Genomic DNA, 15,221 nt, shown 5'->3' on the forward strand with positions numbered 1-15,221 from the left:
CCCCCACCCGCCCCGGGCAGCGCCGCATGGACGCGTCCAGCACCGCGCGGGCCTCCGCGTTGGGGTGGTGCACCGTCACCAGCTCCAGGCGCGTCGTGTCCTCGGAGAGCAGTTGGAGCACGCACGCGTCTCCGAGCGCCTCCGACACCTTGCGCACCAGCACCTCCAGCACCATGGGCAGGTCCAACCCCGCCTCCGCGATGAGGTGGCTGACCTGCACCAGGACGTGGAGCCGCGCCGCCCCGCGCCGGCTCTCCTCCTCCGCCGCGCGCGCCTTGCGGAACAGGTCCGCGTTGTCGATGGCCAGCGCCGCGCGCCCCGCCAGCTCCTCGGCCAGGGACAGGTCCGGGATGTCGAAGGGCGCGGACGTCTCGCTCCGCATGAAGGTGAGCACCCCCAGGGTGCGCTGCCGCGCCACCAGCGGCGTCAGGATGAGCGAGCCCACGCCCAGCTCGCGCGCGGCCGCGTACAGCCGCGCCGCCGCCGTGCTGGTGTCCCCGGGCTCCGCGGTGGGGCGCGCCATCATCCACGGGCGCCCCGAGGCGAGCACCTCCGCCAGCAGCGTGGGGCTGCCTTCCTGCGGAGCGAAGCGCAGGAGCTCCAACCCGCGCGGGGCCGATTGCGGATTCTCATAGAGCACGGCCAGCCGCCGCACCACGCCGTCCTCGTACGAATCCACCGCGCAGCCATCCGCGAAGTGCCCCAACGCCAGCCGCGCCACGCCCGCCACCGTCTCCTCCCAGTCCAGCGACGCCGACACGAGCGCGCTCGCGTCCGCCAGGAGCCGCAGGCGCTGTCCCGCCGCCTCCGCCTGAAGCCGCGCGGTGCGCTCCCGTGCGTACAGCCGCGCGCGCTCCAGCGCCTGGCCACACGCATGCCCCAGGCCGGTGATGGAGGCCCGCTCCAGCACCGAGAAGCGCCGCGACTCCGAGAAACCGAGGCACAACGTGCCAAAGGCATGCCCTTCCACCTGCAAGGGCAGCAACACCAACGCGCGCAGTGCCCCCAGCACGGGCACCACGTCCCGCGCCGCGGCGGGCGTCTCCAGCCACACCGGCGCTCCCTGCACGGGCACCCCGTCCCGCGCCGCCGCGGGCGTCTCCAGCCGCACCGGTCCACCCGCGCCGAGCCCCGGCACACCACCGCTTCGCCAGGGCGGCACCCGGAGCGCCTCCCGCTGCGCGTTGGACACCCCCAGCGCGGCCTTCAACGCCAGCGTCCCGTCCGGCTCCCCCAGGTACACCAGGCCCACGCCCGCGCCCACCGCGGGAAGCCCCTGCTCCAGCACCACGCGCGCCACCTCGTCCGAGGACAGCGCGCCGCCCAAGGCCTCCGTCACCGCCTGGAAGCGACGCAGCCGCAGCACCTCCGACTCCTCCACCTCCGCTCGCGCGGACAGCACGGACTGGCGCAGCGTCTCCGCCATGCGCTCGCGCTCCAGCGCCAGCGCCGCCAGCTTCACCGAGAGGCCGAAGCGCCGCACGTCCTCCTCCCGTGGCCGCCACGGCTCGCGGAAGAGCACGCCCAGCACACCGGCGGCGCCCAGGCCGGAGGCGAAGAAGAGCGGCTGGGACAGCAAGGCCGTGGCCCCCAGGCGGCGCAGGGCGTCCGGCTCGGAGGCCAGCAGCGCGTCTCGCGACACGTCCTCCACCACCCGGGGCAGGCGCGGCTCACCCGGCGCGGGCGCCTGGGCCAGCAACTGCTGAGCCCAGATGGCGGCCGCCTCCGCGTCCACGCCATGCGTGGTGAGCGTGCTCAAGTCGCCCGTCCCGCCCCACCAGCACAGGAAGGCACCTGAAGCCCCCAGCGTGGCGGACGCCTGGCAAAGCAATTCCTCCAGCACCGCCACCACCGGCGGTGCTGCGGACAACCGCTCCAGGGCCCGCGACATACGGTCCACCGAGGCTCCCACGTTTCTTCCGGGCACATTCATGCCCCACTCCCCCCGGCACGGACGCATGGCTCCCTGCCTCGAAGCCTCATCCTCCCATGCCAGACGAAGCGTGGAAACCGCACAGCGCGTTGCCCTGAAGTACGGGGTTCCCCTCGGGTGCCTCAGTGCTCGAAGACGCGGAAGAAGGCGAAGAAGATTTCCAGCACGATGAGCAGGACGATGACGGCCTCCAACGTGTGGGAGCGGTCGATGTCCACGTCGCCCTTGAGCAGGCCATACGTCTGGGCCAACAACTGCTGCTTGCGGGTGACGGCGGCCTGCCACGGCGGGATGCGCATGCGGCGCACGGCGCTCTCGTAGACCTTGGCCAGGTAGAAGTCGCCGATGATTTTGAGGCTGTTCTCCACGCGCTCGATGAACTCGTTGAGGTCCACCAGCGTGGAGAGCGTCTGCCGGGCCAGGCTGCGGTAGGGGCTGCGGAACAACGTGGCCCACCCATGCCGCGCGGCCTGCACCTTCTCGTGGATGCGGGTGATGTGCGCGTCCAACCGCTCGTCGTAGTAGCGGAACTCCAACAACTGCGCGTTGGCGATTTCCAGCAGGTCGGGGATGTCTCGCGAGCCGGACGGCTCGTAGACGAAGGCGCTGTTCCAGTCGATGACGACCAGGTCCTGGATGGTGTAGCTGAAGCGCGACTGGAGCACGGATTCGCTCTCACGCGGAGACAGCGGCACCGTGCCGCTTTCGCCCAGGAGCAGCCGGGCCAGGTCCGCGCGCGCCACCAGCTCATCCGCGGTGGGATTGCCACGGATGTGCTCGGCGAAGATGACGGTGTAGCTCTCGTTCTGCTCCCACAGGTGCGGCGCCTGCGCGGCGGGGGCGATGGTGCGGCGCACACCTTCCACCAACTCCAACGCCAGGTCCTCCAACGCCTGGCTGTCATAGAGCTCGTCCGCCATGCGCGTGAGCGCCTTCAACGAGGTGCCCGGAACGACCGGCACCTGGAGGATGATGGACACGGCGCCATGGTCGAACAGGCGCGCGGTGACATCCACCGTGACGGGGCCGTCCCGCAGCGCCAGGGGCCGGCGGCCCAGCTCATAGGCCAGCGGCGGGTTGGGCAGCTGGATGTACTGACTGTTCTCCCGTGACAGCTTGAGCCGGCGCGAGTCCTCCGTGAGCACCCGGCGCGCGCGCTCCAGGTCCAGCTCCTCCGCGATGTCGAAGGTGCGGTAGCAGAGGACGTACGCCTTGTCGAAGAGCAGCGGTTCGGCAGCGTCCATGGTGCGTGAAGCCTAACCCGCGCCCATGACAATCCGTGGCCGGCCCCCCTGGCATGCCAGACAGTCGTCATTCCCTCCGCGGCGCCGTACCGGACTGGACGGCCCCGCGAGGCGCTGGACTGTCTTCAACCGAGCGAACGTTCAGGGCCGGTGACGCGGAGGAGGCGGCGTCAGCTCCGTGCGCACGTCCCACAGCTCCGGGAAGAAGCGCAGGTCCAACGCCTTGCGCAGGAAGCCCACGCCCGAGGAGCCGCCCGTGCCCTGCTTGAAGCCGATGATGCGCATCACCGTCATCATGTGGCGGTAGCGCCAGAGCTGGAAACGCTCCTCGGTGTCCACCAGCTTCTCGCACATCTCATATGCGTCCCAGTGCGCCTCGGCGTCCTGGTAGATGCGCCGGAACACCTCCACCACCTCCGGGCTCTTCTCGTAGGGCTTGCGCCAGTCACGCTGCACGTGGCTCTGCGGCACCGGATGCCCCATGCGCGACAGGTGGCGCAGGAACTCGTCATACAGGCTGGGGGATTCGAACAGCCGCTCCAACTCGCCGTGGATGGCGGGGACGTGGCGGAAGGGCATCAACGCCTGCGCGTCCTTGTTGCCCAGCAGGAACTCCACCGCACGGTACTGGAAGCTCTGGAAGCCAGAGGAGCTGCCCAGCGTGTCGCGGAACTCCAGGTACTCGTTCGGCGTGAGCGTCTCCAGCACGCTCCACTGTTCGAAGAGCATCCGTTGGATGTGCGCCACGCGCGCGAAAATCTTGAACGACGGCTCCAGCCGGTCTGCCTGCACGTAACGGATGCAGGCGCCCAGCTCGTGGATGAGCAGCTTCATCCACAGCTCGCTCGTCTGATGCTGGATGATGAACAACAGCTCGTCGTGGTGAGGCGGCTGAGAGCGCGTCACCTGCGCCGACAAGAGCCGGTCGAGCTGCAGATAATCACCGTACGTGGTCCTTCCGGCCAGGTCGGTGATGATTCCAGGCTCCAAATCGCGTTTGTTCATGGGCCCGGGCATTCATGCTCGTGCAAGCCCCCACGGGCAAGTCTCTCCCGCATGGGCGGACCCCGATTCCTCTCCCGGCAACAGAGCGGAAGGACGGGGGCGCGGTCACTCTCTGCCCGGGCCGGGGCAGCGTGCCGCTGGCTAGCCTGCGTGCCCAGCCTGAGCGGCAGCCGCCAACGCCTTGGACGCGGCGCGTCCACGCGGCAGCTTGATGTCATCCACGCTGTCCGGGTCGGCGTAGTCCTTCCAGTCGCTCGGGCGGCGGTTGGTCTTCTCCAGCATGCGGAGCTTCTGGTAGTGGGCCGCGCAGTAGCCCTTGGTGCGGCTGGGCTTGCCGCAGCCGATGATGGCGCACGCGCGCGAGCCGTCAGGACCCGCCGCCGCCGGCTTGCGGCCACGACGCTTGCCACCCACGGCCGCGGGAGCCGCCGTCACGGAGCCGCGCGCCGCGGGAGGGCGACCCGGGCCACGACGGCCGGCCTTGGCGGCCGCGGGAATCTGGGCGCCGAACAGGGGCCCGACGACCTCGGCCAGCGGGGCCAGGCGCTCGGCCACGTTGCGGAGCGCGTCCAAGTCCGCCGTGCCCTCCTCCAGCCGCGCGACCACGTCACGCAGCGGCTTGAGCTGGACCTCGATTTCATTGCGGATCATGTCGCGAAACGCTTTATCCACGGACATTCGTTGAATCCTCACCTGGGGAACGACAAGAGTAATGCAGTACTAAGGGGGGGCTGATGCTCGATGCTTGTGATGCTGCCCATACCCTTACCTTCCAAAAATGGTTTTGTCTAAAGGAAGAGATAAAAGTTGTGACTGAGCAACGGACCATTCGCCCCGTTGTCGCAGGTCTCACCTGTTTCCCGGCGGCAACAGTGGCCTAGCCGTCCCAGTGCAGGGACTCCAGCAGGGGGACCTCCCCCGCCACCTGGGACACCTGGGGGCGTGACAGCAGCTCGTCCCAAGTGGCCGATAAATCACGACGCAGGCCGTCCAACGACAGGGAATCCAGGGCAGTCATGAGCTGGGGCAGTCGTGCATTCTCCTCTTCTTGGAAATGAGCCACCGCCAGATCTTCCAGTGTCAACAGACGCGCCTGCCACTCGGAATGGCCCGAGGGCAGCTCTTCCAGCTCAGCCATCAGCTCACGCATCGTGAGATGGTCTTCCGTCTGCTCACGACAAGACTCGCGGTCCTCCACCCCTGCCATCACCGGGTAGAGGCAACGCTCCTCCAGTCGTGAGTGAAGCCTCAGCAATGCCAGCAGCTCCGCCGTCAATCCCCCCAGCTCATCGGGTTCCCCACCCGATGCCAGACGCTCGAGACGCTCTTCCAGTTCCCGATGCTGGTCGATGAGGATGTCGAACGGGCTGCCCATGCCGGAACGTTCGGCATGCACCTGGAAGCAGACAACCTGAGCATGCCTGCGAGCTGGCATTACTCAAACTCCTACGACCCCCCACTGTCGCAGCCGCCGCCTCCGAGGCGCCCGGCTGCCCGGCGGCCGGGAGGCGGGCGCCGCCTGCTGGGGACGCCACGCATCCCCATGTTTTTCCATCATGGATGCCCCGCTCGCCAGCCTGCGCCGGGCCGCGTTCCGCCTCGCCGAGCAGGGCACGGCGCTGTCGGCCCTGTACCACCGGGCGCGGCTGCTGGGCCGCGAGCACCTGCCATTGAAAGGCCCGGTGCCGCTGGTGGGGAGCCACGGCGTCTGGGGTTATGAGACGCCTGCCTTCTTTCATCTGATCCACCGGGGCACCGGCCGCCATCATTGGGGCCTGACGGAACGGGGGTTCTTCCGCATCCCGTTGATCCGCATGGTGTTGCCATGGTTGCTGCGCTGGATGCGGGACATCCTGGCCACGGACCAGATGCCCCGGCGCCATGAGCTCCAGGTGCCCACGCTCGTCATCCAGGGCGGCCGGGACCTGCTGGTGTCGCCCCGCGCCGCCCACGACGTGGCGCGGCACATCCCCGGAGCCCGGCTGGCGCCCATCCGGGGCGCCAGCCGCCTGCCCTACATGAGCCAACGCGATGCCTTCAACACGCTGGCCGGGGCCTCCTCCGGCAGCACCTGGACTGAGCCCCCACCCACACCATGACCACCGACGCCACCCACCTGCCCCGCTCCGCCCTGCTGTTCCTGGCCCGCCGCCCTGGACTGGAGAGCGCCGCCATGCGCCTGCGCCCCTTCCGGCGGCTGGCCTCGCGCTTCATCGCCGGAGAGACGCTGGAGGAGGCCGTGGACGCCGTGAAGGCGCTGTCAGCGCGCGGGCTCATGGCGTCGTTCGACCACCTCAACGAGGCCGTCCAGACACCCGAGGAGGCGCGGGAGGAGGTGCGCCAGTACCAGCGGCTGCTGGCCCGCATCGACGCGGTGGGCGTGCGGGCCAACGTGTCGCTGAAGCTCACCCAGTGCGGGCTGCTGTTCGATGAAGCCCTGGCCCTGGAGAACGCGCGCACGGTGGTGGCCGAGGCCGCGGCCCGCGACTCCTTCGTGCGCATCGACATGGAGGACAGCTCGGTGACGCAGGTGACGCTGGACATCGTGCGGCAGCTGCGCGCGGAGTTCGGCGAGCCCCATGTCGGCGCCGTGTTGCAAAGCGCCTTGCGGCGCACGGAGCAGGACGCGAAGGCGCTGTGCGCACAGCGCATCCGCATCCGTCTATGCAAGGGTGCCTATCTGGAGAAGCCCCACGTGGCCTTCCCAGACAAGCGGGACGTGGATGCCAGCTTCGTTCGCACCATGCGGGTGCTGCTGGACAGCGGCATGTATCACGGCATCGCCACGCACGATGAGCGGATGATTGAAGCGACACTGGACCACGCGGCGAAGCGCGGACTGCCGCGCGGCGCCTTCGAGTTCCAGATGCTGTACGGCATCCGCCGGGACTTGCAGGGGCGACTCGTGAGGGAGGGTCACCCGGTGCGCATCTACGCGCCGTACGGACGGCACTGGTACCCGTACTTCATGCGCCGGCTGGCCGAGCGCCCCGCCAATCTGGCCTTCCTTCTGCGCAACCTGCCACGTGGGTAGGAAGCAGTCCGCGCCTCCCCTCCTGGCATGCGGGGACGCCGCGAGGCCCGCATGGGGGTGAAACATGCGGATGAAACACCAGACCGCGCACCCCCTCGGGCCCCCGCGCGGAGGACCAACGCCAACCGAGAATGGCCGGCCCGCATGGACAGCCATGTCCGGGCAACCCCATACCGGGGGCGGTTCGCGCGCCGCGGCATTCCCTGTTCATGCCCCATGTCTCGTCGCACGGCGTCGATGCGTCGCGAGCGGGCGGCCGCCCCCTCCCCCGCCACCCGCGGGGCCCGCTGGACGGCCGGCCGCTCCGGGTGCGCCTGGAGGGACACGCCGCGGGAGGCGTCCCTAGCTTTGCCGCATGGCGCTGCCCATCGAAGCCCATGCCCTCATTGGAGACACGCACAGCGCCGCGCTGGTGGCGAATGACGGCACCATCGACTGGCTGTGCTGGCCGCGCTTCGACTCGGACGCGTGCTTCGCGGCGCTGCTGGGTGAGCAGCGGCATGGCTTCTGGCGCATCGCCCCCACCGTGCCCGTGCGGCGCGTCCGCCGCCGCTACGTGCGCGACACGCTGGTCCTGGAGACGGAGTTCCACACCGACGCAGGCACCGTGCGCCTGTGCGACTTCATGCCGCTGCGCGAGGACACGCCGCAGTTGATTCGCATCGTGGAGGCCCGCACCGGACGGGTGCCGCTCCACCTGGAGTTCGCCCCCTGCTTCGGCTACGGCGACCGCACCCCCTGGGCCCGCCTGATTCCGGGAGGCGTCAGCACCAAGGCCGGCCCGGACGCGCTCTATCTGTCCACGGAGCTGCCGTTGCGCTTGGAGCACAGCCATGTGCTCGCGGACTTCGCCGTGCCGGAAGGGCAACGCATGGCCTTCGTCCTGTCCTGGCATCCTTCGCACCTGCCTCCGCCCCGGCAGCCGCCGGACCCCTTCCTCACGCGCGCGGACACGGAGCGGTGGTGGCGCGCCTGGGCGCGCTGCTGCATCCATGAGAGCCCCTGGCGCGCGCAGGTGACGCGCTCGCTCATCACCCTCAAGGCGCTCACCTACTCCCCCACCGGCGGCGTGGTCGCCGCGCCCACCACGTCCCTGCCGGAGCGGCTGGGCGGCGTGCGCAACTGGGACTACCGCTTCTGCTGGTTGCGGGATGCCACGATGACGCTGCTGACCCTGCTGGACGCCGGCTACACCCAGGAAGCCCAGGCCTGGCGGGACTGGCTGCTGCGCGCGGTGGCTGGAGAGCCCGACGAGCTCCAAATCCTCTACGGCGTGGCCGGAGAGCGCCGCGTCACCGAGCTGGAGCTGCCGTGGCTGCCGGGCTTCGCGGGCTCGCGCCCGGTGCGCATCGGAAACGCCGCCGTGGGCCAGTTCCAGTTGGACGTCTTCGGCGAGATTGCCGACTGCCTCTACCACGCGCTCCGTCACGGCGTCCGTTCGGACGCCGAGGCCTGGGACGTGAGCGTGCACCTGCTGCGCTTCGTGGAGCGCCACTGGGACCAGCCCGACGAGGGCATCTGGGAGGTGCGCGGCGGGCGACAACAGTTCACCCACTCCAAGGTCATGGCCTGGGTGGCCATGGACCGGATGGTGAAGACGGCGGACCTGCGCTGCATGCGCGGCGCGCAGGTGGAGCACTGGAAGGCGCTGCGGGCGCAGATGCACGCGGACATCTGCGCGCGGGGCTACGACGCGCGCCGCAACACCTTCACCCAGGCCTTTGGCAGCCGGTGCCTGGACGCCAGCCTGCTGTTGATTCCCATGGTGGGATTCCTCCCACCCGACGACGTCCGCGTACGCGGCACCGTGGAGGCCATCCGCCGCGAGCTGTGCCTGGACGGGCTGGTGCGCCGCTACCACACGCACGAGACGCGGGACGGTCTCCCTCCGGGCGAAGGCGTCTTCCTCGCGTGCAGCTTCTGGCTGGCGGACGCGCTGGCGCTGATGGGCCGCAAGGGCGAGGCGCGCGCTCTGTTCGAGCGCCTGCTGGGCCTGTGCAACGACGTGGGCCTGCTGTCCGAGGAATACGACCCGGTGGCCCACAAGATGGTGGGCAACTTCCCGCAGGCCTTCAGCCACCTCGCGCTGGTGGGCACCGCGCTGAACCTGTCGCGCGAGGGCGGCCCCGGTCAGCAGCGGCGCCTCTGACGGCGGCGGCCCGGGACATCGACTGGAAATGAAGCGGGCCCCGGCACGCGGTGGGAGCAGCGTCCCACCTCGTCCGAGGCCCCTGAAGCACCACACGCATGTCCACGTCCTCGAGGGACGCGGCGGAGCGGAGACTAGAAGTAGCCGCCGATGGTGGAGGCGACGCTGAAGTTCACCTCCACGTCATTGCCCAGGCCGAAGGCCAGGCGCGGGCCACCGCCCACGAAGAAGTGCGGCGTCACGTGGAAGAGGAAGGGCGCGTAGCCTTCCAGGATGACGGTGACGTCAGCGGGGAGCGCCGAGTTGGCGAAGGGCAGGATGTCGTCGCCGATGTACAGCGACACTTGGCCCTTGGGCCACACGGAGATGCGGTCGGAGAGCGGGATGTTGTAGCCGACGCGCGCGTTCAGGCCGAAGGCGGCAATCGTGTCACCGCTGCCGAAGAGCGCGCGGACCTGGAGGCCGCTACCGACGGACAGGTTCTTCTTGAGGAAGTAGTCCGCGCCGGGCTCCAGGAAGATGTAGCCGACGCCGCTGCCCTGCGTGGAGTAACCCAGGCTCGCGGAGGCATCCGTGCTGATGACGAACTGCCCCTCCGAACCGAAGCTCCCCGACGACTCCTGAGCGCCAGCGCTCACCGACACCATGACGCCCGCCACTGCGGCCAGGTTCTTCCAGTTGTTTGCCTTCATGAGACGTCCCTCCGTTGCGTAGGCCCGGTGCACATGTCCGGGCGCTCGGCGCCCACTTCTAGCCAATGGGCGCGGAGGAACATCATTTATTTCGTCATGGTTGTGAACAGTCGCGTCGATGTCATGCGTGGCTCAGCCGCGTGACAGCGGGCTCACCACGATTCGTCCAGCAGATGTGTACGAGCCAGCGCTGGCAGTGGCCCATTCTCGCGAGGCAAGAAACCGCGGCACGCACCGCGGCCTACCGCATCCGCGACACTCAGCAGGTCACGAGTCCCAGGACAGCGTGTACTCGCTGTCCAGCAGGGACGTCTGTCCGCCGCGCACCTGGATGTCCTGGGCGCCCACGGCCAGCAGCGCGCCTTCGAGCATGCCCTCGTTGTAGGCCACGGGGGTGAAGATGCGGCGCATGTGGATGCGGCCCGAGCGCGGGCCCGTCCACGCCACCTGCAGCTCTCCGAAGTTGATGGCCATGCGGTAGGCCTCGGGGAGCATCTCCACGAGGCGCTTGGGCTCGCCGCCCACCTGCTGCCGGACCTCGGCGCCGAACATGGAGTTGATGAAGGCCAGCGTGCCCTGGACGCCGAGCTGCCGCATGGCCTCCTCGACACCGCCGAGCTGCGGCGCCAGCAGCCGGGCCGCGGAGAAGAACACGCGCATGAAGGGCGGGACGGGGTAGAGCTCGGTGGTGTCCAGGTCGGCGGGGTAGTCACCGCCCTGCTGGATGGGAGCCACCGCCTGCTCTCCGCCGAGGAAGCGCACGGTGTCGAGGACGGCCGCGAAGTGCATGCCGCGAATGCCCTCGGACGCTTCCACGAGCGCGAGCCGCGAGCTCAGCTCGCGCTCCACATCCTCTGGCGTGTCCCACTTGCCGCGCTCCATGCTGACCTCCCGTCGGAGAACGCGCGGGATGCTGGCACAGCTTGGCCGCCCGCGCGAACTCCGGGCGGCCTCGGAGCGGAGCGTCCCACCTGTCACGTCCCGTGCGCGACGTGGCTCAGGGCGCGGGCCCGACGGCCGGCTCGGCTGCTTCACGGCGCAGGCGCGCTTCGAAGACGAAGGTGCCGAAGGGGAGCAGCGACGCGAAGACGCCGCCCACCACGCGCACGAAGGACCAGCGGTAGGTGATGGCCGCTTCCATGAGCGCGAAGAGGTAGAGCACGAAGAGCAGGCCGTGGACCCAGCCGGTGAACTTCACGGCCTGCGGCATGCCCGCGGCGTACTTCAAGGGCATGGCGATGAAGAAGAGCGCGATGACGGACAGGCCCTCCGCGAGGGCCACGGCACGAAAACGTCCAAGAGGGGTCTTCAGCATGAGGTTCTCCCCCGCCTGTTTCCCACTCCCGGACGCCGGGGTCCATGAGTCATGGTGACGCAGGGGGGCTGCCTGGTTGCTTGCTCTCAGAGCGTAGTACGTTGGCGCGATTCGACGTCGAAGGGCATTGCTGGGGGAGGCACCATGAAGCACGGCTACCGCGAGGGCTGCCTGCTCCTGATGGCGCTAGGCATCGCGTGTTCGAGCGGGCGCAGCCACTACACGCATGAGGAGGTGCCCAAGCTCGGAGGCGAGGACGCGTTTCCCGTGGCGCCAGGGCCCTGGCCTCAGGTGCCTGCGGTGTTCTCGGATTCGGCCAACGTTCCAGACGACCTGGTCATCCCCACCCTCACTGCGTTGATGGCGCTCCCTGGCAGCGCCGGCGCATGCGATGCAAGCACGGGCCGCCCTCGTCCGGATGCCGCAGAGTATTGCGTTGCCCTCTACCGAACGCCGGAGGACTGGAGGGTGTCCTGGCCGCTTCGAAACGTGGCGAACGCATCCGGGACCTGCCAGCCACCATGGGGTGGGGTCGATGATGCGGATTTCGGACGAGAACTCCCCATCTTTGGGTACGCGCACAACCATCCCTGTGGCTCCGGAATCAGTAGTCAGGACCTCTCGGTGTGGCCTCTTGCGAAATCCGGCGAGGGTGTTTGGATCATGGTCGCATATGGAACCACGCCCTCGGGGAAGCTGGCTCGTGACTCGAGAGGCCAGTTGATTCCAGCGTGGGGTTGGCTCGCCACGGGGCAACGCGACGCGCCACTCTTCTACAAATGGAATCAGCAGGGGCAGGTCTACCAATGGGATGAGGGAGGAAAGCACTGGCGGTTTCATGCGAACTGCCAACCTGGGCGGCCCAGCACGTTCCGGCCCCAAGGAGTCCCACCTGACTGCACTCCAGCGCTACGCCAATAGCAGGGCCCAAGGTGCCACATGCTGAACCCCCACCACATCATCGTACTCGTCTCATTGCTCGCGGACGGGGGAGCCCTTCCCGGACTCGCCGGTGATGCAGGAGCGGACGTGGGGACGACTTCACCCCGTCCCCATCTGGCTCCATCGCGCGCCGACGCAGGCACTGTGCCCACCCAGCCGACCGCCATCCCCTGGCCTGAAACGGAGCTGGAGCCTCTTGGAACGTTGGATGGTCCGGCGGTCCTGGCCGCTCACGCAGCGCTTCAAGAAGTCATGAAGCGCTTTCCGAAGACCTCCACGAAGTCGTGTGCCTTCTCACCCCGCGCCCTGGAGTTCGTCGTTGGCTACCAGTCCGGGTGGTACTTCGTCCGGGTCAACCGTCGGGTCGACAAGTGCCCGGAGTTCGGCCCAGGTGTGACGCTGGAATACGACTGGTTCGAGCTGTATGCCGTCTCTCCAGAGGGACGCGTGGAGCGATACCCCCACATGCCTTGAACCCTCACCCCCGCCACGACGGCAGCGCCACACCGTAGCGCGCCAGGTCCTCGGGGGTGTTCACGTTCGCCAGGGACCGGAGTGACGGATCCACCGCGCGCAGCACGGCCTCGGACAACAGCCGCGTGCGCACTCCGGACAACAGCTCCCGCACGGATGGATCCGTCGCCAGTGTCGTCCCCCACGCCGGTGCCAACGCCGACCGGTACGCCGCGAGCAACGGCTCCAGCCTGCCCCGCGCCTCGAAGCACACCGCGTCCACGCCGTCGCCCCGCGCGCCCAGCAACACCCGCAGGACCTCCGTCGTGATGAACGGCATGTCGCACGCCACCGCCACCACCCAGGGTGTGCGCGCGGCCACCAGCGCCGCATGGACACCGCCAGGCGCGCCCTTGCCCGGCACCACGTCCGCCACCGTGCGCAACCCGAAGCGCGCGTAGGGCCCGGGCACGTTCGCCACCAGCAAGACGTCCTCGAAGCACGGGGCCAGCGCCAGGAGCCGCTCCAGCACCGTGCGCCCCTCCACTTCCAACAGCCCTTTGGGCACGCCCGACAGGCGCCGGCCCTGCCCTCCCGCGAGGATGGCCAGCGTCACCTCCAGGAACGCCGTGCGGATCCGCTCCATGCTCGTGCCCCGTTCGCGCGCCTGCCGCGGCCACTCTATCTGTCCGCCCACGCACGCCCCCAGACGAAGTGGCCCTTGCCCTCGTGGACACAGCGGGCGCTCCACGACATAGGCTGCGGCGTTTCCATGCCCCTCACGCCCCTCGACTCCGCCCGGAAGGCCGCGCTCGACGCCATCGCCCCGGCGGCGCCTGAGCGCGTGCCGCTCCTCGATGCCCAGGGCCGGTTCCTCGCCACCCCCGTCACGGCTTCCCGCTCGCTGCCCGGCTGTGACAACTCCGCCATGGACGGCTGGGCCGTGCGCGCCGAGGAGACCCAGGGCGCCTCCCGCGACCGGCCCGCGCGCCTGCGCGTCACCAGCACGGTCTTCGCCGGCACCCTCCCCTCCACGCCCCTCCGGCCCGGAGAAGCCGCGCGCGTCTTCACCGGCGCGCCCCTCCCCTTCGGCGCCGACGCCGTCGTCCGCCAGGAGGCCACTCGCGCCACCGACGACGGCGCCTGCGTGGACGTCTTCATCACCGTTCCGCCCGGCAACGACATCCGCCGCGCCGGAGAGGAAGTCCTCACCGGCACCCCTCTCTTCAACGCGGGCCTGCGGGTGGGCGCCGCCGTGCTCGGCGTGCTCGCGTCCATGGGCACCACGGACGTCTGGGTGCGCCCCGCGCCGCGCATCGCCGTGCTCGCCACCGGCGATGAGCTCGTCCCTCCTGGCACTCCGGCCCTGCCCCACCAGGTGTACGAGAGCAACCTCGTCCTCGTGGCCGCGCTCGCCCGAGAGGCCGGCGCGGAGGTCCGCCAGCTCGCCCGCGCCCGCGATGACGAGGGCGCCCTGCGCGATGCGCTCGCCCGACTGGCCCCGCAGGTGGATGTCCTCATCACCACCGGAGGCGCCTCCGTGGGCGACAAGGACCTGGTGAAACGCGTGCTCGCCGCGCTCGGCGCGCGCTTCTTCGTGGACGGCGTCGCGCTCAAGCCCGGCAAGCCCGTGGCCGTGGCCCGGCTCGGTGACACCTCCGTCGTCGTGCTGCCCGGCAATCCCGGCGCGGCCACCGTGGCGTTCGACCAGTTCGCGCGCCCGCTCCTCCTCAAGCACCAAGGTGTGTTGGAGACGCGCCGCCGCGTCCGCGCCCACCTCTCCGAAGCACGCCACAAGCAGGCGGGCCTCACCTACCTCATCACCACCACCCTGGAAGCCCGGGACGGCCTCGCGCCGCGCGCCGTGCTCCGCCCCCAGGGCGCCGGGCAGATCCTCCAGAACGTCCACGGCGAGGGCTGGGCCCTCCTCCCCCCCGGCCGCGCGGACTTCGTCGAAGACGACCTCGTCGACGTCGAGCTCTTCGACCGGCCCACCTTCACGCCCGTGGGCGCACTGGCATGAGCCGCGTGCCCGCGCTCAGCGTGGTGGGCTGGTCCGGCGCCGGCAAGACGACGCTGCTCACCCGGCTCGTTCCCGAGCTCGCCACGCGAGGCCTGCGCGCGGCCGTGGTGAAGCACTCCTCGGACGCCCATCCGCTGCACCGTCCCGGCAGCGACACCGCCCGCTACCAGGACGCGGGCGCCGTGCTCACCGGCTTCGCCACGCCCGCGGGCGTCCAGCTCACGACGGCCACCGCCCTCTCGGACGCGCTTCCTTCGTTGCTCGAGCGCTCCGCGGGCGCCGTGGACCTGGTGCTCGTCGAAGGCTGGAAGGACGGCCCCCTCCCCAAGCTGGAGGTCTGGCGGGAGGGTCTGGGCCCGCCGCTGGCGCCCTCGCGCCCGGAGGTCCTCGCGGTGCTCTCCTCCGAGCCCGCGCTCCCCACGGACTTCCCA

The 15,221-nt window shown here is 69.9% G+C and carries 14 protein-coding genes and 1 pseudogene; 6 read left to right on the forward strand and 9 right to left on the reverse strand.

Annotation, left to right across the window (positions count from 1 at the left end):
• The 5 genes from HNV26_RS11480 to HNV26_RS11500 form a co-directional block, all read right to left on the reverse strand.
• A partial coding sequence (locus HNV26_RS11480; protein WP_253816484.1) for a GAF domain-containing protein occupies positions 1-1,891 on the reverse strand: 1,891 nt, incomplete at its 3' end.
• 164 nt (positions 1,892-2,055) lie between these two features.
• Entirely contained in the window at positions 2,056-3,177 is a 1,122-nt protein-coding gene (locus tag HNV26_RS11485) for a hypothetical protein (protein WP_171445027.1), read from the reverse strand.
• Between the two features lie 141 nt (positions 3,178-3,318).
• Positions 3,319-4,194 (reverse strand): tryptophan 2,3-dioxygenase, encoded by an 876-nt coding sequence (locus HNV26_RS11490; protein WP_011557312.1) that lies wholly within the window; start codon positions 4,192-4,194, stop codon positions 3,319-3,321.
• Positions 4,195-4,323: 129 nt separating this feature from the next.
• Complete coding sequence (locus HNV26_RS11495; protein ID WP_171445028.1) at positions 4,324-4,860, reverse strand: cell wall protein; 537 nt, start codon at positions 4,858-4,860, stop codon at positions 4,324-4,326.
• Between the two features lie 199 nt (positions 4,861-5,059).
• Complete coding sequence (locus HNV26_RS11500; protein ID WP_171445029.1) at positions 5,060-5,617, reverse strand: hemerythrin domain-containing protein; 558 nt, start codon at positions 5,615-5,617, stop codon at positions 5,060-5,062.
• A gap of 121 nt (positions 5,618-5,738) precedes the next feature.
• Here HNV26_RS11500 and HNV26_RS38345 point away from each other — a divergent pair, with 121 nt between their 5' ends.
• From HNV26_RS38345 to HNV26_RS11515, 3 genes are all read left to right on the forward strand, one after another.
• Positions 5,739-6,281, forward strand: a complete 543-nt coding sequence (locus HNV26_RS38345; protein WP_253816478.1) for a hypothetical protein — start codon at positions 5,739-5,741, stop codon at positions 6,279-6,281.
• Positions 6,278-7,216 carry a proline dehydrogenase family protein gene (locus HNV26_RS11510; RefSeq protein WP_171445030.1) on the forward strand — a complete coding sequence of 313 codons (939 nt, stop codon included), beginning with the start codon at positions 6,278-6,280 and terminating at the stop codon, positions 7,214-7,216. Before HNV26_RS38345 ends, HNV26_RS11510 begins: the two co-directional genes overlap by 4 nt.
• A gap of 355 nt (positions 7,217-7,571) precedes the next feature.
• The gene (locus HNV26_RS11515; protein WP_171445031.1) at positions 7,572-9,365 is read left to right on the forward strand and encodes a glycoside hydrolase family 15 protein; all 1,794 of its coding nucleotides are present in this window, start codon (positions 7,572-7,574) and stop codon (positions 9,363-9,365) included.
• A 134-nt stretch (positions 9,366-9,499) separates the two neighbouring features.
• Here the strand turns inward: HNV26_RS11515 and HNV26_RS11520 are convergent, their stop codons facing one another.
• From HNV26_RS11520 to HNV26_RS11530, 3 genes are all read right to left on the reverse strand, one after another.
• On the reverse strand, positions 9,500-10,057 hold the full coding sequence (locus tag HNV26_RS11520) for a hypothetical protein (RefSeq protein ID WP_171445032.1): 558 nt from the start codon (positions 10,055-10,057) through the stop codon (positions 9,500-9,502).
• A gap of 267 nt (positions 10,058-10,324) precedes the next feature.
• Positions 10,325-10,939 (reverse strand): DUF2378 family protein, encoded by a 615-nt coding sequence (locus HNV26_RS11525; RefSeq protein ID WP_216612114.1) that lies wholly within the window; start codon positions 10,937-10,939, stop codon positions 10,325-10,327.
• Between the two features lie 115 nt (positions 10,940-11,054).
• Positions 11,055-11,372, reverse strand: a complete 318-nt coding sequence (locus tag HNV26_RS11530) for a DUF3817 domain-containing protein (protein ID WP_171445034.1) — start codon at positions 11,370-11,372, stop codon at positions 11,055-11,057.
• A 1,194-nt stretch (positions 11,373-12,566) separates the two neighbouring features.
• Between HNV26_RS11530 and HNV26_RS11535 the strand changes: the two genes are divergently transcribed.
• Positions 12,567-12,788, forward strand: a complete 222-nt coding sequence (locus tag HNV26_RS11535) for a hypothetical protein (RefSeq protein ID WP_244171891.1) — start codon at positions 12,567-12,569, stop codon at positions 12,786-12,788.
• Positions 12,789-12,792: 4 nt separating this feature from the next.
• Here the strand turns inward: HNV26_RS11535 and mobA are convergent, their stop codons facing one another.
• Entirely contained in the window at positions 12,793-13,413 is a 621-nt protein-coding gene (gene mobA / locus HNV26_RS11540; protein ID WP_171445035.1) for a molybdenum cofactor guanylyltransferase, read from the reverse strand.
• A 126-nt stretch (positions 13,414-13,539) separates the two neighbouring features.
• Between mobA and HNV26_RS11545 the strand changes: the two genes are divergently transcribed.
• Both HNV26_RS11545 and mobB read left to right on the forward strand, forming a co-directional pair.
• Positions 13,540-14,790: a molybdopterin molybdotransferase MoeA gene (locus HNV26_RS11545; RefSeq protein ID WP_171445036.1), complete on the forward strand. Its 1,251-nt coding sequence runs from the start codon at positions 13,540-13,542 to the stop codon at positions 14,788-14,790.
• Positions 14,787-15,218, forward strand: a pseudogene (gene mobB, locus HNV26_RS39470) (molybdopterin-guanine dinucleotide biosynthesis protein B); the annotation flags it as partial. The gene HNV26_RS11545 and the pseudogene mobB, both read left to right, overlap by 4 nt.
• Positions 15,219-15,221: the final 3 nt, after the last annotated feature.

The sequence above is a fragment of the Myxococcus xanthus genome, assembly GCF_013116825.1.
Classification (GTDB): Bacteria; Myxococcota; Myxococcia; order Myxococcales; family Myxococcaceae; genus Myxococcus; species Myxococcus xanthus_B.